At 64.8% G+C, this 25,692-nt stretch carries 27 protein-coding genes; 9 read left to right on the top strand and 18 right to left on the bottom strand.

Going from position 1 to position 25,692, the window contains the following annotated elements; genetic code table 11:
* The first annotated feature begins 49 nt into the window (after positions 1–49).
* Positions 50–736, top strand: coding sequence for an aspartate/glutamate racemase family protein (locus tag IE097_RS13260; protein WP_189461337.1), 687 nt, complete (start codon positions 50–52; stop codon positions 734–736).
* Here the strand turns inward: IE097_RS13260 and IE097_RS13255 are convergent.
* From IE097_RS13255 to coaD, 4 genes are all read right to left on the bottom strand, one after another.
* Complete coding sequence (locus IE097_RS13255; protein WP_189461336.1) at positions 733–2,145, bottom strand: exonuclease domain-containing protein; 1,413 nt, start codon at positions 2,143–2,145, stop codon at positions 733–735. The genes IE097_RS13260 and IE097_RS13255 overlap by 4 nt on opposite strands.
* Before the next feature lie 35 nt (positions 2,146–2,180).
* Positions 2,181–3,119 carry a class I SAM-dependent methyltransferase gene (locus IE097_RS13250; RefSeq protein WP_189461335.1) on the bottom strand — a complete coding sequence of 313 codons (939 nt, stop codon included), beginning with the start codon at positions 3,117–3,119 and terminating at the stop codon, positions 2,181–2,183.
* A gap of 114 nt (positions 3,120–3,233) precedes the next feature.
* Positions 3,234–3,458: a hypothetical protein gene (locus IE097_RS13245; protein ID WP_189461334.1), complete on the bottom strand. Its 225-nt coding sequence runs from the start codon at positions 3,456–3,458 to the stop codon at positions 3,234–3,236.
* A gap of 275 nt (positions 3,459–3,733) precedes the next feature.
* Complete coding sequence (coaD, locus tag IE097_RS13240) at positions 3,734–4,228, bottom strand: pantetheine-phosphate adenylyltransferase (RefSeq protein ID WP_189461333.1); 495 nt, start codon at positions 4,226–4,228, stop codon at positions 3,734–3,736.
* A 151-nt stretch (positions 4,229–4,379) separates the two neighbouring features.
* Between coaD and IE097_RS13235 the strand changes: the two genes are divergently transcribed.
* Both IE097_RS13235 and IE097_RS13230 read left to right on the top strand, forming a co-directional pair.
* Positions 4,380–5,504 (top strand): ABC transporter substrate-binding protein, encoded by a 1,125-nt coding sequence (locus IE097_RS13235; RefSeq protein ID WP_189461332.1) that lies wholly within the window; start codon positions 4,380–4,382, stop codon positions 5,502–5,504.
* A gap of 83 nt (positions 5,505–5,587) precedes the next feature.
* Positions 5,588–5,935 (top strand): DUF4870 domain-containing protein, encoded by a 348-nt coding sequence (locus tag IE097_RS13230; RefSeq protein WP_189461331.1) that lies wholly within the window; start codon positions 5,588–5,590, stop codon positions 5,933–5,935.
* Positions 5,936–6,069: 134 nt separating this feature from the next.
* On the opposite strand, the gene dnaJ is transcribed toward IE097_RS13230, so the two are convergent.
* From dnaJ to IE097_RS13195, 7 genes are all read right to left on the bottom strand, one after another.
* Positions 6,070–7,200 carry a molecular chaperone DnaJ gene (gene dnaJ, locus IE097_RS13225; RefSeq protein WP_189461330.1) on the bottom strand — a complete coding sequence of 377 codons (1,131 nt, stop codon included), beginning with the start codon at positions 7,198–7,200 and terminating at the stop codon, positions 6,070–6,072.
* A 74-nt stretch (positions 7,201–7,274) separates the two neighbouring features.
* Positions 7,275–9,206, bottom strand: coding sequence for a molecular chaperone DnaK (gene dnaK / locus IE097_RS13220; RefSeq protein WP_189461329.1), 1,932 nt, complete (start codon positions 9,204–9,206; stop codon positions 7,275–7,277).
* Positions 9,207–9,297: 91 nt separating this feature from the next.
* Positions 9,298–9,672, bottom strand: a complete 375-nt coding sequence (locus tag IE097_RS13215) for a thioredoxin family protein (protein WP_189461328.1) — start codon at positions 9,670–9,672, stop codon at positions 9,298–9,300.
* A 20-nt stretch (positions 9,673–9,692) separates the two neighbouring features.
* Entirely contained in the window at positions 9,693–10,223 is a 531-nt protein-coding gene (gene grpE, locus IE097_RS13210) for a nucleotide exchange factor GrpE (protein ID WP_189461327.1), read from the bottom strand.
* A 104-nt stretch (positions 10,224–10,327) separates the two neighbouring features.
* Complete coding sequence (locus IE097_RS13205; protein WP_189461326.1) at positions 10,328–11,719, bottom strand: efflux transporter outer membrane subunit; 1,392 nt, start codon at positions 11,717–11,719, stop codon at positions 10,328–10,330.
* A 9-nt stretch (positions 11,720–11,728) separates the two neighbouring features.
* Positions 11,729–12,907, bottom strand: coding sequence for an HlyD family secretion protein (locus tag IE097_RS19500; RefSeq protein WP_189461325.1), 1,179 nt, complete (start codon positions 12,905–12,907; stop codon positions 11,729–11,731).
* Entirely contained in the window at positions 12,907–13,356 is a 450-nt protein-coding gene (locus tag IE097_RS13195) for a DUF3302 domain-containing protein (protein ID WP_189461324.1), read from the bottom strand. The genes IE097_RS19500 and IE097_RS13195 overlap by 1 nt, the downstream gene beginning before the upstream one ends.
* 50 nt (positions 13,357–13,406) lie before the next feature.
* Here IE097_RS13195 and IE097_RS13190 point away from each other — a divergent pair, with 50 nt between their 5' ends.
* Both IE097_RS13190 and aceA read left to right on the top strand, forming a co-directional pair.
* Entirely contained in the window at positions 13,407–13,583 is a 177-nt protein-coding gene (locus tag IE097_RS13190; protein WP_189461323.1) for a hypothetical protein, read from the top strand.
* Positions 13,584–13,632: 49 nt separating this feature from the next.
* Positions 13,633–14,913 carry an isocitrate lyase gene (gene aceA, locus IE097_RS13185; RefSeq protein ID WP_189461322.1) on the top strand — a complete coding sequence of 427 codons (1,281 nt, stop codon included), beginning with the start codon at positions 13,633–13,635 and terminating at the stop codon, positions 14,911–14,913.
* A gap of 142 nt (positions 14,914–15,055) precedes the next feature.
* Here aceA and IE097_RS13180 read toward each other — a convergent pair whose 3' ends face one another.
* Complete coding sequence (locus tag IE097_RS13180) at positions 15,056–15,415, bottom strand: 5-carboxymethyl-2-hydroxymuconate Delta-isomerase (RefSeq protein ID WP_189461321.1); 360 nt, start codon at positions 15,413–15,415, stop codon at positions 15,056–15,058.
* Positions 15,416–15,586: 171 nt separating this feature from the next.
* A complete protein-coding gene (locus IE097_RS13175) occupies positions 15,587–16,483 on the bottom strand; it encodes a LysR family transcriptional regulator (RefSeq protein WP_189461320.1) in 897 nt (298 codons plus the stop codon).
* Between the two features lie 130 nt (positions 16,484–16,613).
* Between IE097_RS13175 and aceB the strand changes: the two genes are divergently transcribed.
* Positions 16,614–18,209: a malate synthase A gene (gene aceB, locus IE097_RS13170; protein WP_189461319.1), complete on the top strand. Its 1,596-nt coding sequence runs from the start codon at positions 16,614–16,616 to the stop codon at positions 18,207–18,209.
* Between the two features lie 55 nt (positions 18,210–18,264).
* Here aceB and IE097_RS13165 read toward each other — a convergent pair whose 3' ends face one another.
* Positions 18,265–19,143, bottom strand: a complete 879-nt coding sequence (locus tag IE097_RS13165; RefSeq protein WP_189461318.1) for a lipid A biosynthesis lauroyl acyltransferase — start codon at positions 19,141–19,143, stop codon at positions 18,265–18,267.
* A gap of 187 nt (positions 19,144–19,330) precedes the next feature.
* The gene (locus IE097_RS13160; RefSeq protein WP_189461317.1) at positions 19,331–20,254 is read right to left on the bottom strand and encodes a bestrophin family protein; all 924 of its coding nucleotides are present in this window, start codon (positions 20,252–20,254) and stop codon (positions 19,331–19,333) included.
* A gap of 150 nt (positions 20,255–20,404) precedes the next feature.
* Here IE097_RS13160 and IE097_RS19365 point away from each other — a divergent pair, with 150 nt between their 5' ends.
* The 3 genes from IE097_RS19365 (at position 20,405) to IE097_RS13150 (ending at position 22,908) form a co-directional block, all read left to right on the top strand.
* Positions 20,405–21,394, top strand: coding sequence for an ABC transporter transmembrane domain-containing protein (locus tag IE097_RS19365; RefSeq protein WP_229797583.1), 990 nt, complete (start codon positions 20,405–20,407; stop codon positions 21,392–21,394).
* 18 nt (positions 21,395–21,412) lie between these two features.
* Positions 21,413–22,195: an ABC transporter ATP-binding protein gene (locus IE097_RS19360; RefSeq protein ID WP_229797582.1), complete on the top strand. Its 783-nt coding sequence runs from the start codon at positions 21,413–21,415 to the stop codon at positions 22,193–22,195.
* Positions 22,196–22,296: 101 nt separating this feature from the next.
* Positions 22,297–22,908 carry a glutathione S-transferase gene (locus tag IE097_RS13150; RefSeq protein ID WP_189461316.1) on the top strand — a complete coding sequence of 204 codons (612 nt, stop codon included), beginning with the start codon at positions 22,297–22,299 and terminating at the stop codon, positions 22,906–22,908.
* A gap of 46 nt (positions 22,909–22,954) precedes the next feature.
* Here IE097_RS13150 and IE097_RS13145 read toward each other — a convergent pair whose 3' ends face one another.
* The 3 genes from IE097_RS13145 to IE097_RS13135 are packed head-to-tail and all read right to left on the bottom strand — an operon-like array spanning position 22,955 to position 25,672.
* Positions 22,955–24,100 (bottom strand): osmoprotectant ABC transporter ATP-binding protein OsmV, encoded by a 1,146-nt coding sequence (locus IE097_RS13145; protein ID WP_189461315.1) that lies wholly within the window; start codon positions 24,098–24,100, stop codon positions 22,955–22,957.
* Positions 24,100–24,759, bottom strand: coding sequence for an ABC transporter permease (locus IE097_RS13140; protein WP_189461314.1), 660 nt, complete (start codon positions 24,757–24,759; stop codon positions 24,100–24,102). Before IE097_RS13140 ends, IE097_RS13145 begins: the two co-directional genes overlap by 1 nt.
* Positions 24,760–24,763: 4 nt before the next feature.
* Complete coding sequence (locus IE097_RS13135; protein ID WP_189461313.1) at positions 24,764–25,672, bottom strand: glycine betaine ABC transporter substrate-binding protein; 909 nt, start codon at positions 25,670–25,672, stop codon at positions 24,764–24,766.
* Between the last annotated feature and the right edge of the window lie 20 nt (positions 25,673–25,692).

The raw sequence follows: 25,692 nt of genomic DNA, 5'->3' as shown, positions 1-25,692 counted from the left end.
ACGTCGTGCGATCGGCGATGCTGGAGAGGTTCGAACAACGGAGCGCGGCATGAAAACCATCGGCCTGATCGGCGGCATGAGCTGGGAGTCGACCGTCGTCTACTACCAGGAAATCAACCGCAGTGTCGCCCGCCGCCTCGGCGGCGTACACGGTGCGCGCATCGTCGTCGACTCGATCGACTTTGCCGAGCTGGTGCCGTTGCAGCAGCGCGGAGACTGGGCCGCGGCAGGCGAGTTGCTCGCCGGTTCGGCACGGCGCTTGCGGGCAGCCGGTGCCGGCATCGTGCTGATCGGTGCCAACACCATGCACAAGGTCGCCGCCGACGTGCAGGCCGTCCTGCCGCTGCTGCACATTGCCGACGCGACCGCGGCCCGCCTGCGGGCCGGCGGGCATACCACCGTTGGCCTGCTCGGCACCCGCTACACGATGGAACAGGACTTCTATACCGGCCGGCTGGCCGAACACGGCATCGCCACGCTGGTTCCCGATGCCGGCGGACGCGAGCGCATCCACGACGTGATCTACGACGAGCTGTGCAAGGGGGTATTTGCCGAAGCCAGCCGCGCGTTGTATCGCGAAGAAATGGCCAGACTGGCTGCGCGCGGCGCCAGCGCCATCGTGTTGGGCTGCACCGAAATCGGCTTGCTGGTCAGCCGCGACGACTGCACGCTGCCGCTGTTCGATACCGCGCTGATCCATGCCCAGGCCGCGGCAGACTGGGCGCTGGCGGACTAGAAGCGCAAGACCTGGCCGGCACGGCGCTTGAGTTCGAACGCGATCAGCTTGTAGGCATCGTAATCGAACTCGCGCGGCGCTTCGGCCAGCAGCCCGGGCAGTTCGTCGATCGACCGGATGCGTCCCAGATGGCACCAGCGGTCGATGACATGAATCTCCGGCGCCCAGTCCGGCCCCTCGCTCAAGCCGACCGGGCCCGAATAGGGCCACTCGGCAAAGCGGTGCTTGGCGAGCAGCGACAACAGCCGCGCGTTGTGCGTCGCCAGCGGCTCGCGACCGACGCAGGCGCCACGGCAGCGCCCCGGTGGCTGGGCACTGCATGGTCCGCTTGTCGCTGCGTACGGCGCGCCCCCCTCGAGCCCCAGCACCTTCCGGCACAGGCCGGTGCCGTCGGCGAGTTTCTCCAGCAGCCGCTGCGCATCGCGGCGGGCCCGGAACGGCCCGAAGACGAAGTCGCACCGCGGCTCGACCTCACCGAGCGCAGCCAGTTCGACGATGGCCGGCACCAGTGCTCCATCGTGCTCGTGCAGTTGCAGCACGCAGGCCGCGGTGCTTTTCTTCGGCCGCGGGTTGTAGGCCGGCTTGAGCGTGCGGATCAGTCTGGCCTCGTCGACCATTGCGCCGAAATCACCGCTCGCCTCCTGCCAGTCGATGCGGGCCAGCCGGGCCAGCATTTCCAGCTCGCGCGGTTTGCGGGCATCCGCGGCAAAATGCTGCAGCACCCGCTTGCGGAGGTTGGGACTGCGCCCGACCAGCAGCGGCGCGCCGTCGGCCGCATAGAAAGTGTAGCAACCGCCGGTTTCGGGCAGCTCGTCGACCACCGCCGGATCCACCCCGGCCGGAATGCGCGGTTGGCGCAGCAGTTCGGCGATGGCCTGCTGCAGCGCCGCAGCCGGATGGTCGCGCAGTGCCGCGTCGAGAAAGGCCGGCAGCAGACGGGCATCGCTCAGCGCGCGGTGGCGCTCGCCGTCGACCGTCAGGCCGTGGCGGGCAACCAGCGCGTCGAGGCTGTGCTTGAATTCGTTCGGGTACAGCTTGCGCGACAGCTTGACCGTGCACAGCACCGGCGCCGAGAAACGCAGCCCCAGTCGCTGGAATTCCTGCTTCAGGAAGCCGTAGTCGAAGCGCGCGTTGTGCGCCACGAACACCCGCCCCTGCAGCTTCGCCAGCACCGTTTCGGCCAGCTCGGCAAACGTCGGCGCGCTGGCGACCATGGCGTCGTCGATGCCGGTCAGCCGCTGGATGAAGGGCGGAATCGGCTGTTGCGGATTGACGAGGCTGGACCAGGTCCGCACGCCGTCGGCATCGACCTGAACGATGCCCACCTCGGTGATCCGGTCGCTGGCCGGGGTCGCACCGGTCGTTTCGAGGTCGACGAAGACCAGCGGTTCGTTGTAGTACGGATTCATGGCTTGTGCGGATTCGATTCGCGGATGTCCGGTACTCACGCCTTCACGAAGCGGAAGCACTGGTGGATGCGCTTGTTGCGGAAGTCCTCCGGCACCGATTCGGCCGAGATGTCCTCGCACAGCGGCGCCAGCGCTTCGTCGAGCTTGAAGCGGCGCAGGTTGTTCGAGAAGTACAGCACGCCGCCGGGGTTGAGCAGGTCCAGCGCCGTTTCGACCAGATAGCGCTGGTCGCGCTGGACGTCGAGAATGCCGGCCATTTTCTTCGAGTTCGAAAACGACGGCGGATCGCAGACGATCAGGTCGAACTTCTCGCCGGCACGCTCGGCGTCGCCGAGCCACTGCAGCACGTCGGCCCGCACCTGGGTATGCGCAGCGGTGTCGAGGCCGTTTTCGGCCAGATTGCGTTTGGCCCAGGCCAGATACGTGTTCGACAGGTCGACCGACACGGTCTCGCGCGCGCCACCGGCCGCCGCGTAAACCGAAAACGCGCCGGTGTAGCAGAAGAGGTTGAGCATGCGCTTGCCGGCGGCTTCGCCGCGCACGCGCTTGCGGGTATTGCGGTGGTCGAGGAACAGTCCGGTATCGAGATAGGCATCGAGGTTGACGATGAACTTGAGCCCGTCTTCCTCGACGACGAATTCGTCCCCCTCGTTGCCGGTTTTTTCATACTGCGCCTCACCCTTCTGGCGCCGGCGCAGCTTGACCGAAATTTCGTCTTCGGGAATGCCAAGCGCTTCGCCGGTGGCATACCAGAGCTCGGCCAGCCATGCCTCGTGGTCTTCCTCGGTCTGTACCCAGCCGGTTTCGACCTCGGCCAGATGCACCTTGCCGGCGTACCAGTCGACAACCACCGGAAACTCGGGCACGTCGCGGTCGTACAGCCGGTAGCACTGGATGCCCTGACGGCGGGCCCACTTGCCCCAGTGCTTGGCATTCTTGGCAAGGCGGTTCTTGTAGCTGGAAAGGTCACTCATCGGACGGCGGTCGGCGAGAAGGTAAAGCCGCATTCTACCGGATGCACTCCGCTTGCCGGACGTAGAAAAGGCGGCCACGGGCCGCCTTGTTGATGGTCACGAAAACACCAGGTCCTACATGCCGCCATGGCCGCCAGACAAACCGCCACCACCGCGACCACCGCCACTACCGCCGTCGTTGCTACCCGGGCCGGCCTGTTTTTGCAACCAGTTGCTCTGGTCGATTCCCGAACCGTGATCGCTGGTCGGAATATCGTTGGGTGCAACCATGGCGGCAAACGCCGCTGCCGAAAACAAACTGGCCATGCAGAAGGCAATCCACTTGGTGAGAGCACGCATTGTTACAGTCCTCCTCGTTGAGGTCCTGCTATGACCCCGACATTTGCGAAGAGTGCCACGCAACAATACAAGTCCGGATGGACGGCGGAGAACCGGTCGGGCCGCCAGCGCAAGCAGTCAGGCAGAACGGCAGCCATCATCGGCAAAACACGTGCTGAATGCGGTAAAGAAACGTTCAATTGCCCCGAAACGCAGTGACTCGACAGAAACCATGCGTCAGCTGAAACGATACCAGTCGTCGCCTTGCAGCCCCACCGGAAGAAACCCGCGTTCGGCTAGCCTTGCGCCTGCCAGTGCAGCAGGCGCTCGAACACCGCAGTCGGCACGTACTGGCGTACCACACCCTCCCAGCCGTGCGGCCCGACCAGCCCCTTGACCATGGTCGAGCTGATTTCGGCAATCTCGCGTGGCGGCATCAGGAAGACGGTATCGATGTGCGGCGCCAGATCGGCATTCACGTAGCGCATCTTGCGTTCGAACTCGTAGTCGGCCGCCTCGCGGATCCCGCGCAGGATGTAGTGCGCGCCTTCCTCGCGGGCATAGTCGACCAGAAAGCGGTTTTCGAAGGTTTCGACCCGCAGGTTGGGCAGATGCGCCGTGGTTTCGCGCAGCATCGCCAGACGTTCGTCCTGCGAGAACGTATAGCGCTTGTCCGGATTCTCGCCGATCGCGATGATCATCTCGTCGAAGAGCTGCACGCCATGCTCGATCATCCACAGATGACCGTTGGTCACCGGGTCAAAACTGCCTGCGTAAACGCCTCGCCGCATGGGCGCCATCCGCTGTCGGGTTGTCGATGGCCCCACTATAACATCGCGTCCGGACAGCAATGTTGCGCCATGTCGATGCACGTACCCGCGCGGTTTGTCTGCCAGCACGCGCTAATTTAAGATGGGCCGACATCAAAACGAGGAGACCGCCGTGTTGCGCAAGTTGCTACTGGGAGCCGCGCTGGCGCTGTCCCCGCTCGCCCAGGCCGATATCATCATCGGCCAGTCGGTGCCGACCACCGGCCTCGTCGCCAATACCGGCAAGGCGCTGGCGCTCGGTGCCTCGCTGTACTTCTCGCGCGTCAACGCCAATGGCGGCATCAACGGCGAACCGATCAACCACCTCGTCCGCGATGACGGCTACGATCCGAAGCGCACCATCGCCAATACCCGCGACCTGATCGACAAGGAAGGCGCAATCGCACTGGTGTCGTACTACGGTACCGCCACGATGACCGAGCTCGAGAAATCCAAGGTGCTCGACAATGCCGGCATCGCACTCGTTGGCGTGCACTCGGGCGCCGACGTACTGCGCGCGCCCAGCAGCAGCCTGTTCGTCTTCCATACCCGTGCCAGCTACCGCCAGGAGGTCGACCGCATCGTCAACCTGCTGGCCGGCAACCTCGGCGTCACCCGGATCGGCGTCATCGCGCAGCAGGACGGCTACGGCCAGGCCGGCTACGGCGCGCTGAAGGACGCACTTGCCAAGCGCAACCTGACACTGGCCGGCGAAGCCTGGTACGACCGCAACACCGGCGACACCGGCAAGGCCGCCAAGGAACTGGCGAAGGCCAATCCGGAAGCGGTAGTGCTGATCACCGTCTCCAAACCGGCCGCCACCTTCGTCAAACAGTTCCGCGCTGCCGGCGGCACCGCCCAGCTTTACGGGCTGTCGCCGATCCAGTTCGAGGAAGTGATCCAGACCGTCGGCAAGAAGGAAGCGCACGGTCTGGGGATTTCCGAAGTACTGCCCTATCCGCGCAACGAGCAACTGCGCTTCGTGCGCGAGTTCCAGCAGGATGCCGCCGCAGTGCTGAGGAATGGTGACGTGCCGTCGTATGCGGTCATGGAAGGCTACCTGTCGGCCCGGCTGGTCGTCGAAGCACTCAAGCGCGCCGGCAAGAGCCCGACGCGCTCGGCGGTCTACAACGGCCTGACCTCGCTCAAGCGTTACGACCTTGGCGGCTTCATCATCGATTTCGGCGACAAGAAACGCACCGGCAGCAACTTTGTCGAGCTGACGATGATCTCGCCGACCGGTACACTGACACGCTGAACCGTGCAATGACGATCCCGACGATGCCCCGCCCGCGGGGCATCGTCGTTTCGAACGGCTTTTCGAACAAAAAGGAGACCGCCATGACCGACTTCCCCCGCCCGATCGGCCCCGCCGACAAGAACAGCCAGACCTTTGCCGTGCTGGTCTGGATCGGTACGATTTTCTTCAGCTTCGTTCCGGCGCTGATCGTCTACCTGCTGAAGAAGGACGATGCCTTCCTGCAGGAGCACAGCAAGGAAGCGCTGAACTGGGCAATCACGATGCTGCTGCTGACGCTGATCGGCCAGGTGCTGACCATCGTGCTGATCGGCTTCCTGCTGATCGGCATCATGGTCATCGCGCAGCTGATCTTCTGCATCATCGGCGCCGTCAAGGCCAGCAACGGCCAGCCCTGCGTGCTGCCGTTCAACATCCGCCTGATCAAGTAATCCGCGCCCGTCATCAAGCAAAAAGGCTGCCCTCGGGCAGCCTTTTTGTTGACCGGCATCCGGTCAGGTCCGGCAAGGATTCGTCTTGCTGGCGCGAAGCCAGCGAGACGAAGGCCGCACCGGCAGCGACAGGATCAGGAGAAGAAGTCCTTCACCTTGTCCATGAACGACTTCTCGCGCGGGTTGTGCTTGCCAGGCTCACCCTGGCTGATCTCGTCGAACTCGCGCAGCAACTCCTTCTGACGACTGGTCAGGCTGACCGGCGTCTCGATCACCACATGGCACATCAGGTCACCGGTGATCGCGCTGCGGACGCCCTTGATGCCCTTGCCGCGCAAGCGGAACACCTGTCCGGTCTGGGTGCCGGCCGGAATCGAGATCCGCGCCTTGTTGTCGAGCGTCGGGATCTCGATCTCGCCGCCCAGTGCCGCCACGGTAATGCTGATCGGCATTTCGCAATGCAGGTCGTTGCCTTCGCGCTCGAACACCGAGTGCGACTTCAGGTGCACCACCACGTACAGGTCGCCCGGCGGGCCGCCGTTGACGCCCGGTTCGCCTTCGCCGGACAGGCGGATGCGGTCGCCCTCGTCGACACCGGCCGGAATCTTCACCGCCAGCGTCTTGTTCGACTGCACGCGGCCGGTACCGTGGCAATTGCGGCACGGATCGGGAATGTACTTGCCGCTGCCGTGGCAGGTCGGGCACGTTTGCTGGATGCTGAAGAAGCCCTGCGACACCCGCACCTGACCGACGCCACCGCAGGTGTGGCAGGTCTTGGCCTCGGTGCCGGGCTTGGCACCGGAACCGTGGCAGAGCTCGCACTCGTCGTGCGACGGGATCTTGATCTGCTTCTCGACGCCGCGCGCGGCCTCTTCGAGCGAGATTTCCATGTTGTAGCGCAGGTCGGCCCCGCGGTAGACGTTGGACCGTCCGCCGCCACCGCGCTGACCACCACCGAAAATGTCGCCGAAAATGTCGGAGAACGCATCGGCAAAACCGCCGGCGCCGCCGCCGAAGCCACCGCCCATGCCGGCCTGCGGGTCGACCCCGGCATGGCCGTACTGGTCGTAGGCCGCGCGTTTCTGCGGTTCGGAGAGGATCTCGTAGGCCTCCTTGGCCTCCTTGAACTTCTCTTCGGCTTCCTTGCTGTCCGGATTGCGGTCCGGATGGTACTTCATCGCCAGCTTGCGATAGGCCTTCTTGATGTCGTCGTCCGACGCATCGCGATTGACGCCCAGCACATCGTAAAAATCTTTTTTGGACATGATCTCACCTAAGCAAAAAGGCACGACGGCCCGCTGCGCGCGCCGAAGTGCCTTTTTCTAATGCAGCAGCCGGATTACTTGTTGTCTTTCACTTCGGTGAACTCGGCATCGACGACATTGCCGTCATCCTTCTTGTCGTCGCCAGCCTGGGCGCCTGCAGCACCGGCCGCGCCAGCGTCACCGCCCTGTTGCGCATACATCTGCTCGGCCAGCTTGTGGCTTGCCTGCATCAGCGCATTGGTCTTGGCTTCGATGACTTCCTTGTCGTCGCCCTGCACGACTTCCTCGAGGTCCTTGATCGCGGTTTCGATCGCGGTCTTTTCCTCGGCGGAGATCTTGTCGCCGAATTCGGTCAGCGACTTCTTCACCGAGTGGATCATCGCGTCGCCCTGATTGCGCGCACCGACGAGTTCGGCCAGCTTCTTGTCCTCTTCGGCGTTCAGCTCGGCGTCCTTGACCATGCGGTTGATCTCGTCTTCCGACAGACCCGACGATGCCTGGATCTTGATCTTGTTTTCCTTGCCGGTCGCCTTGTCCTTGGCCGACACGTGCAGGATGCCGTTGGCGTCGATGTCGAAGGTGACTTCGATCTGCGGCGTACCGCGCGGCGCCGGCGGAATGTCCGACAGGTTGAACTGGCCGAGGCTCTTGTTCGCTGCGGCCTTCTCACGCTCGCCCTGCAGCACGTGAATGGTCACGGCGTTCTGGTTGTCGTCGGCGGTCGAGAACGTCTGCGATGCCTTGGTCGGAATCGTGGTGTTCTTCTGGATCAGCTTGGTCATGATGCCGCCCAGCGTTTCGATGCCGAGGCTCAGCGGGGTCACGTCCAGCAGCAGCACGTCCTTGCGGTCGCCCGACAGCACCGAACCCTGGATCGCGGCACCGACGGCCACGGCTTCGTCCGGGTTCACGTCGCGACGCGCTTCCTTGCCGAAGAACTCCTTCACCTTTTCCATCACCTTCGGCATGCGGGTCTGGCCGCCGACGAGGATGACGTCATGGATGTCCGACACCTTGAGGCCGGCGTCCTTCAGTGCGATGCGGCACGGCTCGATCGAACGCTCGATCAGGTCGTCGACCAGCGACTCGAACTTGGCGCGGGTGATCTTCAGCACCAGGTGCTTCGGACCGGTCGCGTCCATGGTGATGTACGGCAGGTTGATTTCGGTCTGGGCCGCCGACGACAGTTCGATCTTGGCCTTTTCCGCGGCTTCCTTCAGCCGTTGCAGCGCCATCACGTCCTGCTTCAGGTTGATGCCCTGTTCCTTCTGGAACTCGCCGATGATGTAGTCGATCAGGCGCTGGTCGAAGTCTTCGCCGCCGAGGAAGGTGTCACCGTTGGTCGCAAGCACTTCGAACTGCTTGTCGCCGTCGACATCGGCGATTTCGATGATCGAGATGTCGAAGGTACCACCGCCGAGGTCATAGACCGCGATCTTGCTGTCGCCCTTCTCGTGCTTGTCCATGCCGAAGGCCAGTGCGGCAGCGGTCGGCTCGTTGATGATGCGCTTCACTTCCAGACCGGCGATGCGGCCTGCGTCCTTGGTCGCCTGACGTTGCGCGTCGTTGAAGTACGCCGGCACGGTGACGACGGCTTCGGTCACTTCTTCGCCGAGATAGTCTTCGGCGGTCTTCTTCATCTTGCGCAGCACTTCGGCGCTGATCTGCGGCGGCGCCATTTTCTTGTCGCGCACCGACACCCAGGCGTCGCCGTTGTCGGCCTTGACGATGCTGAACGGCATCAGGTCGATGTCCTTCTGCACTTCCTTGTCTTCGAAGCGGCGGCCGATCAGGCGCTTCACTGCGTACAGCGTGTTCTTCGGGTTGGTGACCGCCTGACGCTTCGCCGGTGCACCGACGAGGATCTCGCCGTCTTCCTGGTAAGCGATGATCGACGGCGTGGTGCGCGTGCCTTCGGCGTTCTCGATCACCTTCGGCTGGCCGTTTTCAAACACGGCCACGCAGGAGTTGGTCGTACCCAGGTCAATACCGATGATTTTTGCCATGTTCCGTTTCCTTCCAATAAGTCGGTCCCGCCTTGGCGAGACCATCGATTTGAATAACCTTGTTGGCCAAGTGGGGATGTCGTTCGGGTTTTCAAGAGCCCATCTTGGTCCGGGCCGCCGCAACGGCGATCTTCAGTCCGTCCAGCCCGCGCCAGCCCGTCATCCGCCCGAGCGTGAAGCCGCGGTGCAGGAAAAAGAAGCTGGGCGTGCCATGCAGTACGAAGCGCGTCGCAAGTTCCGGATCGGCGTGGGCACCGGCCTCGAACCAGGCAAGGCCAAGCGCCCTCACCTCGTCGGCAGCGGCCAGCAACTCGCGCTGGGCGACGCCGCAGTTGAAGCAGGAGCTCGCCCAGACGAACACCACCGCCAGCGCGTCGCCGGCCTCCAGAATGCGGCGGTCGAAATCGGCACTGCCGATCGCGCGAATGCCAAGGGCCTGCGACAGGCCGGTTTGCTGCGGCGACACGGGCGGTCCTGCGTACGGACTCAGGCCGCGGCGACGATGACCATGGCCGGACGCAGTACGCGACCCGACAGGGTATAGCCCTTCTGCAGCACGCGAACGATGGTGTTCGGCTCCTGCTGGGCCGGTTCCGTCGAGATCGCCTGGTGCACGTTCGGGTCGAGCTTGTCGCCGACGGCCGGCGCCACTTCGATGAGTTCGAACTTCTCGAATGCCGACACCAGCGCCTTGTTCGTCAGGTCGACGCCCATCTTCAGCGCGTCGAAATTGCCCGACTGGTCGAGCAGCGCCATTTCCATTGCATCCTTTACCGACAGCAGCTCGCGGGCGAACTTTTCGACGGCAAACTTGCGCGCCTTGTCGTTCTCCTCGGCGGCACGGCGGCGGACATTGTCCATTTCGGCCTTGGCGTACAGCACGTCCTGGCGCGCACGGTCGAGATCGGTCAGCGCAGCCGACAGCTGTGCCTCGAAATCGACACCCTGCACTTCGTCTTGTGTGACCGCGACTTCGTGTTCGGCGGCTAGATTTTCAGATTTGTGTTCGGTGCTCATGGCTTGCTCCCTGCAAAACATCACGATGCAGGCGCAAGTGAGGGCAAATGCGCTGAATTCAAGTGCCCGGCAAACGGTGGAGGCCGTAGCCTCCACCGTCGGGACTAGCTGTCGCCACCCGCCGGGCTGGCCACGAACGGGCCGCCCAGCGCCAGATAGGTCGAGACCCGCTGCCGCAATTGCGCAGCCCGGACACCGACCTCGGCCATTTCGGTTTCGGTCGCCAGTTGCTGCCGCGCCAGCAGGTTCAGCGGGCTGCGCGAACCGACCCGCACCCGCACCGTTTCCGCCTGCACCTGCTTGGTCTGAGCAACCAGGTCGCGTTTCAGCAGGTCGTGCTGTTTCGCCAGCGACGACTCGCTCGACAGGCTCGATTCGACCTCGCGGATCGCGCTCATCGCCGTCTGGCCGTAGTTCAGCACCGCCTCGCGCTGTTTGGCCGAGAACGTATCGACCTGCGCCTGCAGCGCGCCGGCGTTGAAGATCGGCGCCAGCAGGCTGATCGCGCCGCCGCCGGTCGGATTGCTGAAGTCCTTGAGCACGAACAGGTCGCTTTCGATGTAAGACAAGCCGGCCGACAGCGACACCTTGGGCAGCCGTGCCGCCTTGGCTTCCTCGGTGCGGTAGAACGCCGCGGCAACGCGGCGCTCGGCGGCGATCACGTCGGGGCGGCGTTCGAGCAACTGCGTCGGCGTTCCCTGCGCCGGTGTGTCGGGCAGTGCCGGCAAGCCGGCGCGATCGTTCAGTTCACCGGCCGGATAGCGGCCCAGCAACAGTTCCAGCGCCTGCAGGTTCTGTTTGCGTGCCAATGCGATCTCGGCTTCCTTGCGCTCGCCGGCCTGCAGCTTGAGCTGCTGGTCGGTGGCCTCGGTGGCGGCAACGATACCGGTGGTCACCCGCTGTTCGGTCAGCGCGACCAGCTTGCGCTGTTGCGCCACCCAGCTTTGCTGCAATGCCAGTCTGCGGCTCAGCTCGAGCGCGCTGAACCAGTACTGGGCGACATCGGCCGCCAGCGACTGCTGTGCCCAATAATAGTCGGCCTCGACCGACGCGTACTGTGCCTGACTGCCCCTTGCCTGTGCCCGCACCCGGCCCCACAGGTCCAGCTCCCAGCTGGCACTGATGTTGGCGCCGTTGAGGCCGCCCTGGCTGTTGTCGGCCTTGACGCCGGCACGCCCGCCCAGATTGACCGAAGGCAGCGTGTCGGCGCTGTCGACCGTAACCTGCGCCCGCGCCGCATCGAGTCGGGTTGCGGCCGCCTGCACGTTGCGATTGGCGGCCAGCGCCTCTTTCACCAGCGCGCTCAAGGTCGGGTCGTTGAACTGCGCCACCCAGTCGCCGCTGACCGCACCGGCGTTGGCGCCGGCCTGCCAATGCTCGCGCTGCCCCAGCTCGGTCAGTGCCTGCTTGTACAGGGTCTGGCTTTGCGGCGGCTCCGGCACCGCGCAACCGGCCAGCGTCAGGCCGGCCGACAGCGTCATCAGAAGTCGTTTCATGCCCACTCCTTAGTGCAGCTTGGGCACGATGTAGTTGAGCTTGCTCGACACACGCAGGAACACCTTGCGGATCACGTGGGTCATCTTGGCGCTCTGGGTGTAGATGGCACCATCGCCGATCGCACCGGCCGGCAGCAGCATGTCCGCCGACTTGCCCACGAGCTTGAGCCGCACGGCAAAGCGGTTCGGCGTTTGCGCCGCGACACCCGTCGTCGGCAGGTTGCCGCTCTGGGCAATCTGGCCCTGGGCATTGGCCCAGACAATGGAGTCGACCTTGGCCTTGATGATCTCGCCCGGATGGGTCTTGAGCGCCACCTCGGCCTCGTCGCCCGGCGCCACGTTCACCAGCTCGTTCTGCTGGTACAGCGCGAGCATTTCCTGGTCGTTCTCGACAAAGGTCATGACCGGCGAAAACGGCAGTGCCGCCGCCATCGTGCCGACGCGGACCTGCAGGTTCACCACGGTACCGTCAGCCGGCGCGCGGAAGGTCGTCTGGTCCAGCTCCCACTTGGCGTTGTCGAGCTGCGCCTGCGTTGCGGCCTGGCGCGAGCGCGCATCGGCAATCGCCGCATACTCGCCCTCGCTTTGCGCCGACAGCTTCTGCCTGACCTCTTCTTCGCCCGCCCTGGCCGACTGCAGCTCGGCTTCGAGCTGGGCCACGGTCGAGCGCGCGTCTTCGAGCGCGAACTTTTCGCCGGCACCGGCACCGACCAGTTCCTCGTGCTCCTTCAACCGCTTGCGCGCCAGATCGAGCTTGGCCTGTACCACGCCGACCTTGCCAGCAGCGGCACGCGCGCTCTGGTTGAGCTGGCGGGCCTGCGACTCGGCGTCGGCCACCCGGGCCTGATCGGCCTTGAGGGCCGACGACAGACGCTTCACTTCGGCCTCGAACGGCGTCGGATCGATGCGCAACAGCACGTCGCCCTTCTTGTAGGTGCGGTTGCCTTCGACCGGGACTTCGATCACGCGGCCGCGCACCTGCGGCACCACCTGCAGCACCTTGTTGACCACGCGGACGTCGGCGGTCGACGGCGCCACGACGTTCAGGGTCAGGATCAGCGCGGTCAGCGCGACCACCGGGATGGTGAAGACGATTGCCATGGAAATCTTGTTCCACGGCAGCCATTTGAACTTGAAAAAGATCAGCCAGACGAAAAAGGCGTAGATCCCCAGCAGCAGGATATCCATCAGGCGGCTCCGTTACCCGTTTGTTTTTTGAGTTCTTCCAGCTCGGCCCGCAGCCGGGCGATCTCGTCGCTGTCGCGGTGCACTTCGTCGACCAGATCTTCGGCGACCAGTGCATCCGGATGCTTGTCGGTCCCGTAGGCCCGCTTGTACATCACCGGCTTGGTCTTGGCCCACAGGAAGGCAAACGGCCACAGCAACCCGCCGAACACCAGTGACAGCAGGCAGAGCATGTGGATCGCCTCCTTCTGCGGGTGATGGTTCTGGTGCGCGATCTTCTCGGGAAGGATGTGCACCATCCAGAACAGATAGATACCGATCACCGGCACCAGGATCAGCACGATCCACGACAGCACGTCCGCCGCAGTATCGAGCGCATCGCCGTGCAGAAACGACGCGTGTCCGATCGCCGGCAGCGCCAGCAGCACCCCCGCTCCCAAAATTCGCCTCATTGCATCCCCCTTGTTTTGAAATTCGACACTGAAACCAGTGTAGTCGGCGCATGGAGAAGGAAATTACATCACCCGGCCTGCCGCCGGTCGGGTGGCATCAAAAAAAACTCAAACGCGGTTACGATCAAGGTGGTACGGGCAAGCCCCAATATGTAGTCAAAACCAGAGGACTACACTTTATTGGTGCACCGCAAAATGATGTTGCGCTGCAGAAGTTTTGTGCTTGAATTTCTTTTGTTTTCGGCGGAAACGCCAGTCACCACGCGGGAGAGAGAGATGACTACACGGGAAGAGCGCATTGCACAACTCGAGAAGGAATGGGCTGAAAACCCACGCTGGAAGGGCATCCAGCGGACTTACAGCGCGGCCGATGTTGAAAGGTTGCGCGGTTCACTACAAATCGAACACACGCTGGCGCGTCGCGGTTCGGAAAAACTCTGGAAACTGCTGAACGAAACGCCCTACGTGCATGCGCTGGGCGCGCTGACCGGCAATCAGGCAATGCAGCAGGTCAAGGCCGGCCTGAAAGCGATCTATCTGTCGGGCTGGCAGGTCGCCGCCGACGCCAATATCGCCGGTGAAATGTACCCGGACCAGTCGTTGTACCCGGCCAACTCGGTCCCGGCTGTGGTGCGTCGCATCAACAACACTTTCCAGCGTGCCGACCAGATCAGCCACGCCGAAGGCGACGACAGCATCGATTACTACGCACCGATCGTGGCCGATGCCGAAGCCGGTTTCGGTGGCGTGCTGAACGCATTCGAGCTGATGAAGGGCATGATCGAAGCCGGCGCCGCCGGCGTGCACTTCGAAGACCAGCTGGCGTCGGTGAAAAAATGCGGCCACATGGGCGGCAAGGTGCTGGTGCCGACGCGCGAAGCCGTCGAAAAGCTCGCCGCGGCCCGTCTGGCTGCCGACGTCATGGGTGTACCGACCCTCCTCGTCGCCCGGACCGACGCCGAAGCCGCCGACCTGCTGACCAGCGACGTCGACGACAACGACAAGCCGTTCTGCACCGGCGAGCGCACGCCGGAAGGCTTCTACCGGACCAAGCCGGGTCTGGAGCAGGCCATCAGCCGTGGCCTCGCCTACGCGCCGTACGCCGACCTGATCTGGTGCGAGACCGGCAAGCCGGATCTGGAATACGCGCGCGCCTTCGCTGCTGCGATCCACGCCAGGTTCCCGGGCAAGATGCTGGCGTACAACTGTTCGCCGAGCTTCAACTGGAAGAAGAACCTCGACGACGCGACGATCGCCAAGTTCCAGAAGGAGCTCGGCGCGATGGGTTACAAGTTCCAGTTCATCACGCTCGCCGGCTTCCATGCGCTGAACTACGGCATGTTCAACCTGGCGCACGGCTATGCCCGCACCGGCATGAGCGCCTTCGTCGAACTGCAGCAGGCCGAATTCGCCGCCGCCGACCGTGGTTTCACCGCGGTCAAGCACCAGCGCGAAGTCGGTACCGGCTACTTCGACTCGGTCACCCAAGTGATCCAGCAGGGCCAGTCGAGCACCACCGCGCTGACCGGCTCGACCGAGGAAGAACAGTTCCACTGAGCACGATGCCCCTGCCGCCCCGGACATGATCGACGGGCGGTGTGGCTGCCAGGACGGTCCTACTCCCTCCCGCGCCGACTTCGGCAGCCCGGAAAAAACCGCACGCTACCCGCGTGCGGTTTTTTCTTGCGCCGCATTCTTGTCAGCCGGGCAACACGACCTTGGCGTAGCAGTCACGGTCCATGTCACGCACATCGACGGTGAGCTGCACGCCGGAATGACCGGCCGGCAGGGTCGTCTGCAACGCCTCGGCAATCCGTGCGCCCAGCGCCTGCTTCTGCTCGGCCGTCCGGCCGCTGAGCAGGGACACCTGCACATGGACGAAGGCGGTGTCGGTATCCGAGGTACCGACGAGATAACCGGCAAGACATTGCGCCCGACCCTTGATGTCGGCCTCGCCGAACAGGCCGGAATCGAACATGGCCTGCCCCAGCGTACGCAGCGCGGCAGGGGCGTCGTAGCCGGTCAGGTTCTGGGTGTACTCGAGTGAAAGATGCGGCATCGATGGTGACTCCGGGCAAGAAGCCGATCAGGTTTGGGTGACCACGCCCGGTATCAAGTCCAGCGCCACCGGATGCACTTGTTTCAAGCAGACCTCATCGTGTCGCACCGCAGTGGATGACGCGCCGCCCGGGCGAAGGCGAACGTCACCGGCCGACTCCATGCGCCTGGCTCAATCCCAGTACCCCTGCGCCCCGTAGGCTGCCCTCAGGTGGTCGACGAACCGCCGCACCCGTTGCGGCAGGTGCTTGCGCTGCGGCATCACCGCGTAGACCGGGTAATCGGGCGAGGCGTAGCCGTCGAGCACCGTGACGAGGCGGCCGTCGGTGAGGTCGTCCTTCACCTCCCACAGCGAGCGCCAGGCCAGGCCGTAGCCGGCCAGCGCCCATTCATGCAGCACGGCGCCGTCGTTGCATTCGAGCACGCCGCTGACCTTGCGGGTGACCAGTTCGCCGTCCTGCCGGAAGGTCCAGCCGCGGGCCTGGCTGCTGCCGAGCGACAGGCAGTCAAAGCGGTCGAGGTCGTCCAGCGTCTGCGGCACGCCGCGCGCGGCCAGATAGCTCGGCGCGGCGACGACGACGCGGCGGTTTTCGGCCAGCCGCACCGCGACGAGACTGGAGTCTGCCAGCTCGCTGATGCGGATGGCACAGTCGATGCGCTCGCCGGCCAGGTCGACCAGCCGGTCCGACAGGTCCAGCGTGACGCGCAGCTCCGGATGCAGGCGCTGGAAGGTGGCGATGTGCGGCGCGACGTGGCGGCGGCCGAACCCGGCCGGCGCACTGATGCGCAGGTGGCCGCGCACCCGCGCACTGCCCGAGCCGACGGCGGCCTCGGCATCGGCCAGATCGGCCAGGATGCGCTGACCGTCCTCGAAGAACGCGGCGCCCTCCTGCGTCAGCGTCACCCGGCGCGTGGTGCGCACCAGGAGCTTGGCACCCAGCCGCTCCTCCAGCGCGTCGACCCGGCGGCCGATCACCGCCGGCACCACGCCTTCGGCCCGCGCAGCGGCGGAGAGACTGCCGAGATTCACCACTGCAACAAAGGTCTGCAGCTGCTTGAGCGCATCCATTATGTACTCGAAAGTAAAAGAAGCTATCGCATTCTAGGGCTTTTTTGTCACGCGGACGGCGTCTAGACTGGGTGCACTGCAACATCCATACCCGCTTGGCCAACGCATCCCATCAGACAAGGAGTCCGCAATGAGCACGCTGCCGCAAGGTGTCCAGATCCACGCCCCGATTTCCGCCGAGTTCGCCGCCATCCTCACGCCGGAAGCGCTGGCCTTCGTCGCCAGGCTGCATCGCGCCTTCGAAGGCCGCCGGCAGGAACTGCTCGGCCGGCGCGTACTGCGCCAGCAGGAGCTCGACGCCGGCAAGCGCCCGGACTTCCTCGCCGAAACCGCGCACATCCGTGCCGGCGAATGGCAGATCGCGCCGGTCCCGGCCGACATCGCGCTGCGTCGCGTCGAGATCACCGGCCCGGTCGAAAAGAAGATGATCATCAACGCGCTGAACTCGGGCGCGGACAGCTACATGACCGACTTCGAGGATTCGAACACGCCGAACTGGAGCAACCAGATCCAGGGCCAGATCAACCTCAAGGAAGCGGTACGCCGCACGCTCGCCTTCCGCAACGAGGCCGGCAAGGAGTACAAGCTCAACGCCAGGATCGCGACGCTGATCGTCCGTCCCCGCGGCTGGCACCTTGATGAAAAGCACGTCACCGTCGACGGATCGCGCGTCTCCGGCGGGCTGTTCGACTTCGCACTGTTCCTGTTCCACAACGCCAGGGAACAGCTTGCCCGCGGCACCGCGCCTTACTTCTACCTGCCGAAGATGGAATCCCACCTCGAGGCACGGCTGTGGAACGACACCTTCGTGCTGGCACAGGACGAGCTCGGCATCCCGCAGGGCACGATCAAGGCCACGGTGCTGATCGAAACCATCCTCGCCGCATTCGAGATGGAAGAAATCCTTTACGAACTGCGCAACCACTCAGCCGGACTCAACGCCGGCCGCTGGGACTACATCTTCAGCTGCATCAAGAAATTCAAGACCGACCGCGACTTCTGTCTGGCCAACCGCGCCCAGATCACCATGACCGTCCCCTTCATGCGTGCCTACGCGCTGAACCTGGTCAAGACCTGCCACAAGCGCGGCGCGCCGGCGATCGGCGGCATGAGCGCGCTGATCCCGATCAAGAACGACCCGGAGGCCAACGAGAAGGCAATGGCCGCAGTGCGCGCCGACAAGACCCGCGACGCCGGCGACGGCTTCGACGGCGGCTGGGTTGCCCACCCGGGGCTGGTGCCGATCGCGATGGAAGAATGGGTCAAGGTCCTGGGCGAGCGGCCGAACCAGTTCGACAAGCAGCGCCCGGATGTCGCCGTCACCGCTGCCGACCTCTTGAACTTCCAGCCCGAAGCGCCGATTACCGAGGCCGGCCTGCGCATGAACATCGACGTCGGCATCCAGTACCTCGGCTCCTGGCTGGCCGGCAACGGCTGCGTGCCGATCCACAACCTGATGGAAGACGCAGCGACGGCCGAAATCAGCCGCTCGCAGGTCTGGCAGTGGATCCGTACCCCGAAGGGCGTGCTCGACGACGGTCGCAAGGTCACCGCCGACATGGTGCGCGGCATGATTCCGGAAGTGCTCGACGCGATCCGGGCCGAACACGGCGATGCCGTCTTCAACGCCACGCCGTACGCGCAGGCGGCGCAGATCTTCGAAACCATGAGCACCAGCGACGACTTCGCCGAATTCCTGACGCTGCCGCTGTACGAAAAACTCTGATCCGGCATCGACAGCCAGTAAAAACGGCACCGCACGGTGCCGTTTTTCGTGTGCGCTAGTACACCGACGCCTCGCCTTCGGGCCGGTGCTTGAAGCGCTTGTGCACCCAGTAGTATTGCGCGGGCAGGCGCCGGACCTGCGTCTCCAGAAACGCGTTCATCGTCCGCGCATCGGCAACGGCATCGTGACTCGGATAATCGGCCAGCGGTTCGAAGATCGTCAGCTTGTAGCCGCGATAACCGGGGAGCACTTCGGTGACGAAGGGCACGACCCGCGCACCGCTCAGTCTGGCCAGGCGCGACACCGAGGTCAGCGTACAGGCCTGTACACCGAAAAACGGCACGAAGGCCGAGTGGGTCAGGCCGAAGTCCATGTCCGCCGCCAGCATCACCGGCACGCCGCGCCGCAGGCACTCCAGCGCCGCACGGACACTGTCGGCGCGCGAGATCATCTCGGCGCCGAAACGGCTGCGCTGCGCCTTGGCCAGGGTATCGAAGCGCAGGTTGGACATCGGCGTGTACAGCGAAGCCACCGGCAATTCGCACGAATAACGCATCGACCCCGCTTCGATCGCGACGAAATGGAACCCCATGAAAATGGTCGGCGGTGCGGCCGGGTCGTGCAGATCGATCGCGCTGTCGAGTTCGATCAGCCGTGCCATGGTGCGCGCGCTGCCGAACCACTGAAAACCGCGTTCGAGGTAACTGCGGATCACGTGGCCGATGTGGGCTCTGGCCAGCGTCTCGCGGGCCGCGTCGTCCAGATGGGGAAAGCACAATCGCAGATTGGTGTGCACGATGCGCTTGCGCGAGGTCGGCAAGCGGTACAGCAAGGCGCCCAGCGCCTCGCCAAGCCGCGCGACAACGCCGTACGGCAGGAAGGCCAGCAGGCGCAGCAGGGCCAGGCTCAGGTAAAAACCGATCTTCCGCTTCACACGTCTGTTCCCGCGGGCAATCTCACCGGCATCGTCAGCCCGGAACGATGCGCGGCCAGCATACGCGGGAGTGGCCGTACCCGAGCGGAATAGATTGTGAACGGCGCCACACTGCCGGTTTATGCAACACACGACCGGCAGCCCGGCCCCGCCCGCGGCACGGCCCCGTGTCCGGCGGCAGCCCGGATCAGGTCAGGATGTACTGGTCGTTGGGCTGAAGCGCCGGCGGCAGTTGCGGCGCATCGGTCATCTCGAGCAGGGAACGCTCGACCGTGCGGCAGATCGCGTCCAGGGCCAGATCGTTCGGTTCCGTGCCGAACGGCGTTTCCAGCTCGCCGGCAATCGATTCCAGCGCCATGAAGGTATAGGCGACGAAGACCGAGATCAGCGGTGTCAGCAAGCCGATGCTGTCGACCAGCCCCAGCGGCAGCAGCGAGCAGTACAGATAGATCGTCCGGTGCAGCAGCACGCTGTAGGCGTACGGCAGCGGCGTGCTGGCGATACGCTCGCAGCTGCCGAGAATGGCCGACAGCTGGTTCAGGTTTTCGTCCATCGATTGCCAGAGGATGTCGCTCAGCCGGCCGGCCGCGCGTTCGTCCGCCAGCCATTGCGCCAGTTCGCGCAACACCATCGCCGGGACGAACTGCGCGGCGGCCAGCCGTTCCGCGGTGGCCAGCGGCAGCAAACGCGCGAGGTCGTCGTGCGGGTCGGTCTGGCGCAACTGGTGCTTGAGGGCGTAGGCAAACGCCTGCAACAGCACCGCGAACTGGACGATGCGCGGATCATCCGGCGTGCGGCCGGTCATGGTGATCGCCTGCCGCAGCAGCGAGCGGGTATGGATCAGCACCCCGCCGCACAGCTTGCGGGCCTCCCAGAAGCGGTCGTAGCTGGTGTTGTTGCGAAAGCCGAGGAAGATCGCCAGTGCGATCCCCATCAGGCTGAACGGTCCGATCGACAGGCGCAGGCCGAAGCCTTCGACCCAGCCGTGCAGTACCACGACCAGCAGCGCGAACGCCAGATTCAACGCCAGGCGCGGCAGGATGGACGACAGTACCGATCCCCGCCAGGTGAAAACCATGAAAAACCAGTGTTGCGGCGGACGGACGATCATCGGGCGGACTGCTGGGACATCGGGGCCCCGATTATAGCCAGCCGACAGCGTGCGGCAGGTTACCGCTTGCTACGCCGGCAATGCGTTTCCCCGCCAGCGCGAGGATGGCGTACCCTGCCCGGATTGCACCATCCCCCCGCCAGGAAACGCATGCCCACGCCACCGAATGCCCGCCGCATCACGCCGCTGCTGGGGCTCGCCCCCTTCCTGCGCCCCTATCTGGGCCGCTGGCTGCTGGCCTTCGTGGCGCTCGCCGTCGCCGCCGGCGCGACGCTGGCGCTGCCGGTCGCGTTTCGCTATCTGATCGACCTCGGCTTCTCGCCCGGCCATCGCGGCGAGATCGACCGCTACTTCATTGCGCTGTTCGCGGTGTCGCTGGTGCTCGCCGCGGCAACGTCGCTGCGTTTCTATCTGGTGTCGTGGCTGGGCGAACGCATCACCGCCGACCTGCGCCGCGCGGTCTACGAACACGTGCTCGGCATGAGCCCGCAGTTTTTCGAGACGACGCAGACCGGCGAAGTGCTGTCGCGCCTGACCACCGACACCACGCTGATCCAGACCGTCGTCGGCACCAGCCTGTCGATGGGACTGCGCAATTTCTTCCTGTTCACCGGCGGCACGGCAATGCTGATCGTCACCAGTCCGGTGCTGTCGAGCTACATCCTCGCGACGCTGGTCGTCGTCATCGTGCCCATCCTCGTGTTCGGCCGGCGGGTGCGCAAGCTGTCGAAAGCCAGCCAGGACCGGGTTGCCGACGCCAGCGCGCTGGCCGGCGAGGTGCTGAACGCGATGCCGACCGTGCAATCGTTCACGCAGGAGCCGTTTGAAAACGCCCGCTTCGGCAGCGCGGTCGACACCGCGTTCGGCACCGCGCTGGACCGCATCCGTGCCCGCGCCTGGCTGACCGCGATGGTCATCGTGCTGATGTTCGCCGCCGTGGTCTTCGTGCTCTGGCTCGGCGCACAGGCGGTGCTCGGCGGCACGATGAGCGCCGGCGAGCTGTCGCAGTTCATCCTCTATGCGGTCGTCACCGCCGGTGCGGTCGGCGCGATTGCCGAAGTCTGGGGCGATCTGCAGCGTGCCGCCGGCGCCACCGAACGCCTGCTGCAGCTGCTCGGCGCCCGCTCGCCGGTGCAATAGGCAGCCGCGCCGCAGCCCTTGCCGGCCAGCGACCTCGGCATCGAATTCGACACCGTCGACTTCGCCTACCCGTCGCGTCCCGACACCCCGGCACTGGCCGGCCTGTCGCTGCACATCCGCCCCGGCGAGCACATCGCGCTGGTCGGCCCGTCGGGTGCCGGCAAGACCACCCTGTTCCAGCTGCTGCTGCGTTTTTACGAACCGCAGTCGGGCAGCGTCCGTGTCAACGGCATCGATACCAGGCAACTGTCGTTTGCCGATTTGCGCCGGCATATCGGCGTGGTGCTGCAGGAGACGGTGATCTTTGCCGGCAGCGTGGCCGACAACATCCGCTACGGCCGGCCCGATGCGACGCAGGCCGAAATCGAACAGGCCGCCGAGGCCGCGGCAGCAGCCGGTTTCATTGCCGAATTGCCTCAGGGTTACGACACCTTCCTCGGCGAGCGCGGCGTGCGGCTGTCGGGCGGGCAGCGCCAGCGCATCGCGATCGCCCGGGCCATCCTGAAAAACCCGCCGGTGCTGCTGCTCGACGAAGCGACCAGCGCGCTCGACGCCGCCAGCGAGCGGCTGGTGCAGCAGGCGCTCGACAACGCCTCGCACAACCGCACCACGCTGGTGATCGCCCACCGGCTGGCCACGGTGCTCGAAGCCGACTGGATCGTCGTACTCGAACACGGCCGCATCGTCGCGCAGGGCCGGCATGCCGACCTGCTGCACAGCTCGCCCCTGTATGCCCGACTCGCGGCACTGCAGTTTGCCGATGCCGCGCGGGTCGCTGCTGCAGCAGAAAAGCTGACTTGAATATGCAAACAGGCTGATGTGTTGCTTGCAGACAACCCTAATGGCCGAAGCGCGGCCGGCCGATTAGAATCGGCTCGCCTTCCTTCTCGCGTGTCTCAGCCATGAAACTGATCAGCTCGCTCACCAGCCCGTTCGGCCGCAAGGTCCGCATCGTGCTCGCCGAAAAGCACATCGACTATCAGCTGGTCGAAGACTCGCCCCACGCCCCGGACAACCAGATTGCCGCGCTCAACCCGCTCGGCAAGGTGCCGGTGCTGATCCTCGACGACGGCAAGCCGCTGTACGATTCGAGCGTCATCGTCGACTACCTCGACCAGATTTCACCGGTCGGCAAGCTGATTCCGGCCGAGCACCGCCAGGCGATCAGCGTCAAACGCTGGGAAGCGCTCGCCGACGGCATCACCGACGCCGCCGTGCTGATCGTGATGGAGTCGCGCCGGCCGGCCGAACAGCAGAGCGCCGACTGGATCGCCAAGCAGCAGCTCAAGATCGAACGCGGTCTCGAACGCGTCGCCACCGACCTGGCCGACCGCAAATGGTGTACCGGCGAAGCGTTCACGCTCGCCGATGTCGCCATCGGCTGCATGCTCGGCTACCTCGAGCTGCGCTTTCCGGAACTGCAATGGGCCGAACATCATCCGAACCTGGCCGGACTGCGTGCCCGGCTCGACGCCCGTGCCTCGTTCGGCGACACCCGGCCGCCGGCGGTCTGAACCGCGTTTCCGCACACATGAACAAGGGCGCCGACGGCGCCCTTGTTCATTTCGGTGCCGCGCGCTGGCGGCCGTGCGTCTTGCCCGAATTGAGGAAGCTGGCGATGTAGTCCTGCGAGACTTCACCGTTGTAGCGGCCGTCGGCATCGAGTACCGGCATCCACGTCAGGTTGTGCTCGTACAGTTTCGACAGCACCACGCGCAGGTTTTCGTCGGGGTTGGACGTGATCGTGATCGGGTTGAGCCGGTCGGCACAGACGCCGTCGCTGGCCTTGGCGTCCTTGCGCTTCACGTAGCCCAGCGGCTTGCCGTCGGCATCGACGACGGTCAGATAGCGCAGATCGTGATCGTCCATGGTGCCGAAGGCCTGCTGCAGCGGCGTATCCAGCGATGCCGTCAGCGTCGGCTGGGCGTCGGCCACGTCGCCGGCCTGCACCAGCAGCAGGCGCTTGAGCGTGCGGTCGTGACCGACAAAGGACGCGACGAACTCGTCGGCCGGTTTGGCGAGGATCTCGTCGGCACCGGCACACTGGACGATCCTGCCCTGACGGAACACGGCAATCCGGTCGCCGAGCTTGATCGCCTCGTCGATGTCGTGACTGACCAGCATCACCGTCTTGCCTAGCTGACGCTGCATCAGCAGGAATTCGTTCTGGATCTGCTCGCGGTTGATCGGGTCGACCGCACCGAACGGCTCGTCCATCAGCAACACCGGCGCATCCGCCGCCAGCGCGCGGATCACGCCGATGCGCTGTTGCTGGCCACCGGACATTTCCTTCGGATAGCGGTGCAGGAAACGGTCCGGATCGAGCGCGACCATGCTCATCAGCTCGCGCGCACGTTCACGGCAGCGTTTCCGGTCCCAGCCGAGCATGCGCGGCACGACCATGATGTTGTCTTCGATGGTCATGTTCGGAAACAGGCCGATCTGCTGGATCACGTAGCCGATATTGCGACGCAGGCTCACGGTATCGATGCCGGCGGTGTCTTCGCCGTTGATCAGCACCTGGCCCGACGTCGGCTCGATCAGCCGGTTGATCATCTTCATCGTCGTGGTCTTGCCGCAGCCCGACGGGCCGAGCAGCACGCAGATCTCGCCTTCCGGCACCACGAGGTTGACGTTGTCGACGGCGTTGAACGGCTGGCCGTTTTTCTGGACGAATTGCTTGCAGAGGTTCTTGAGTTCGATCATCAGCGGATTCCTTTGGGAGTGAGTACGCGCTGCAGTCGAAGCAGCAACCAGTCCATCGCGACGGCGAGCACGCTCACCACGACGGCGCCGGCAATCAGCTTGCGGATGTCGCTCTGGCTGATGCCGTGCAGGATCAGCGTGCCGAGCCCGCCGGCGCCGACGATGGCGGCAATCGCCATCACGCCGATATTGAGAACGACGGCGGTACGGATGCCGCCGAAAATCAGCGGCACCGCCAGTGGCAGCTCGACCCACTTGAGCCGCTGCCAGAAGGTCAGGCCGATGCCGCGACCGGCCTCGCGCACGCCGGCGTCGAGCGTCGTCAGTGCGGTGTGCGTGTTGCGCACGATCGGCAACAGCGAATAGAGGAAAGCGGCGGTAATCGCCGGTACGGCGCCGATGCCCTGCCCGATCAGCGAGAACAGCGGGATCATCAGCCCGAACAGCGCGATTGCCGGAATCGTCAGCACCACGGTCGCGAGGCCCAGCACGATGCCGGCCAGCGGCTTGAAGCGGACGATCAGCACGCCGAGCGGCACGCCGATCAGCACCGCCAGACCGACGGCGATGCCGACCAGCGTCAGATGCTGCTGTGTCAGCCCGAGGATGAAGGGCAGGTTGTGCCAGATGTAGGCCAGCGTCTGGTTCAGTGTCTCCATGCGCTCAACCTCCGATCAGGCCGTGCTGGCGCAGGAATTCGCGCGCCACGTCGTCGACCGGGCGGTGCTCGATGTCGACCCTGGCGTTCAGCGCCGACATGGTGTCGTTGTCGAGCAGTGCCGCGAGCGTGTTCAGGTCCGCGGCCAGCCCCGGGTTCTGCGCCAGCACCTCGGCACGCACGACCGGCGTCGCGGCGTAGCTCGGGAAGTAGTGCAGGTCGTCGTCGAGCACCACGAGATCGAAGCCCTTGACCCGGCCGTCGGTGGTGTAGACGAGGCCGGCATCGACAAAGCCGTCACGGATCGCGTTGTAGACAAGGCCCGGATCCATCTGGCGGATCTGCGGCCGGTTCAGCTCGAGCTTGTACAGCGCCTGCATCGGCTTGAGGCCGTCGGAGCGGCCGGCGAATTCCATGTCGAAACCGAGTTGCCACGGCTTGCCGGACTTGGCGGCGTCCATCTTCGCGACCAGATCGGACACGCTGCGGATGCCTTCCGCTTCGGCGCGCTCGCGCTTCATCGCCAGCGCATAGGTATTGTTCAGCGGCGCCGGGTCCAGCCACGTCAGGCCCTTGGCTTCGTCGATGCGCTTGACCGTTGCATAGGCGTCGGCGTCGCTCATCCGTTCGGTGATGTGGTTGTAGATGATCAGCGCGGTACCGGTGTAGTCCCAGACCAGATCGAGCTGCCGGTTCTCGAGTGCGTTGCGCTGGATGATGGTCGCCAGATCGGTCTTCTGCTCGACCTGATAGCCCTTGCTGCCGAGGTATTGCGCGGTCAGCGACGACAGGATGTGCTGCTCGGTGAAGTTCTTGCTGCCGATCACCAGATTGGCGGCCAGCGCAGGTGCGGCCAGTACGAGCGCGGCGGCACACAGCGCCATGCGTTTGGAAAGAGACGAAAGTATCGTCATGGTGCGTCCTCCATGCGGGG

This window comes from Jeongeupia chitinilytica (assembly GCF_014652315.1).
In the GTDB taxonomy this organism is placed as follows: Bacteria; Pseudomonadota; Gammaproteobacteria; order Burkholderiales; family Chitinibacteraceae; genus Jeongeupia; species Jeongeupia chitinilytica.
Note: the sequence above shows the minus strand (reverse complement) of the source record. Positions and strands in the feature narration are given on the sequence as shown.

Coding starts and splice junctions, on each gene's coding strand:
- IE097_RS13140 (WP_189461314.1), bottom strand. CDS start 24,759: ATGGAGACACTGAACCAGACGCTGGCCTACATCTGGCACAACCTGCCC.
- IE097_RS13205 (WP_189461326.1), bottom strand. CDS start 11,719: ATGAAACGACTTCTGATGACGCTGTCGGCCGGCCTGACGCTGGCCGGT.
- IE097_RS13145 (WP_189461315.1), bottom strand. CDS start 24,100: ATGATCGAACTCAAGAACCTCTGCAAGCAATTCGTCCAGAAAAACGGC.
- coaD (WP_189461333.1), bottom strand. CDS start 4,228: ATGCGGCGAGGCGTTTACGCAGGCAGTTTTGACCCGGTGACCAACGGT.
- IE097_RS13245 (WP_189461334.1), bottom strand. CDS start 3,458: ATGCGTGCTCTCACCAAGTGGATTGCCTTCTGCATGGCCAGTTTGTTT.
- IE097_RS13180 (WP_189461321.1), bottom strand. CDS start 15,415: ATGCCGCATCTTTCACTCGAGTACACCCAGAACCTGACCGGCTACGAC.
- IE097_RS13160 (WP_189461317.1), bottom strand. CDS start 20,254: ATGATCGTCCGTCCGCCGCAACACTGGTTTTTCATGGTTTTCACCTGG.
- IE097_RS13230 (WP_189461331.1), top strand. CDS start 5,588: ATGACCGACTTCCCCCGCCCGATCGGCCCCGCCGACAAGAACAGCCAG.
- IE097_RS13175 (WP_189461320.1), bottom strand. CDS start 16,483: ATGGATGCGCTCAAGCAGCTGCAGACCTTTGTTGCAGTGGTGAATCTC.
- aceA (WP_189461322.1), top strand. CDS start 13,633: ATGACTACACGGGAAGAGCGCATTGCACAACTCGAGAAGGAATGGGCT.
- IE097_RS13255 (WP_189461336.1), bottom strand. CDS start 2,145: ATGAATCCGTACTACAACGAACCGCTGGTCTTCGTCGACCTCGAAACG.
- IE097_RS13195 (WP_189461324.1), bottom strand. CDS start 13,356: ATGAGGCGAATTTTGGGAGCGGGGGTGCTGCTGGCGCTGCCGGCGATC.
- IE097_RS13260 (WP_189461337.1), top strand. CDS start 50: ATGAAAACCATCGGCCTGATCGGCGGCATGAGCTGGGAGTCGACCGTC.
- IE097_RS13135 (WP_189461313.1), bottom strand. CDS start 25,672: ATGACGATACTTTCGTCTCTTTCCAAACGCATGGCGCTGTGTGCCGCC.
- dnaJ (WP_189461330.1), bottom strand. CDS start 7,200: ATGTCCAAAAAAGATTTTTACGATGTGCTGGGCGTCAATCGCGATGCG.
- IE097_RS19365 (WP_229797583.1), top strand. CDS start 20,405: ATGCCCACGCCACCGAATGCCCGCCGCATCACGCCGCTGCTGGGGCTC.
- grpE (WP_189461327.1), bottom strand. CDS start 10,223: ATGAGCACCGAACACAAATCTGAAAATCTAGCCGCCGAACACGAAGTC.
- IE097_RS13190 (WP_189461323.1), top strand. CDS start 13,407: ATGGAGAAGGAAATTACATCACCCGGCCTGCCGCCGGTCGGGTGGCAT.
- IE097_RS13250 (WP_189461335.1), bottom strand. CDS start 3,119: ATGAGTGACCTTTCCAGCTACAAGAACCGCCTTGCCAAGAATGCCAAG.
- aceB (WP_189461319.1), top strand. CDS start 16,614: ATGAGCACGCTGCCGCAAGGTGTCCAGATCCACGCCCCGATTTCCGCC.
- IE097_RS19500 (WP_189461325.1), bottom strand. CDS start 12,907: ATGGATATCCTGCTGCTGGGGATCTACGCCTTTTTCGTCTGGCTGATC.
- dnaK (WP_189461329.1), bottom strand. CDS start 9,206: ATGGCAAAAATCATCGGTATTGACCTGGGTACGACCAACTCCTGCGTG.
- IE097_RS13150 (WP_189461316.1), top strand. CDS start 22,297: ATGAAACTGATCAGCTCGCTCACCAGCCCGTTCGGCCGCAAGGTCCGC.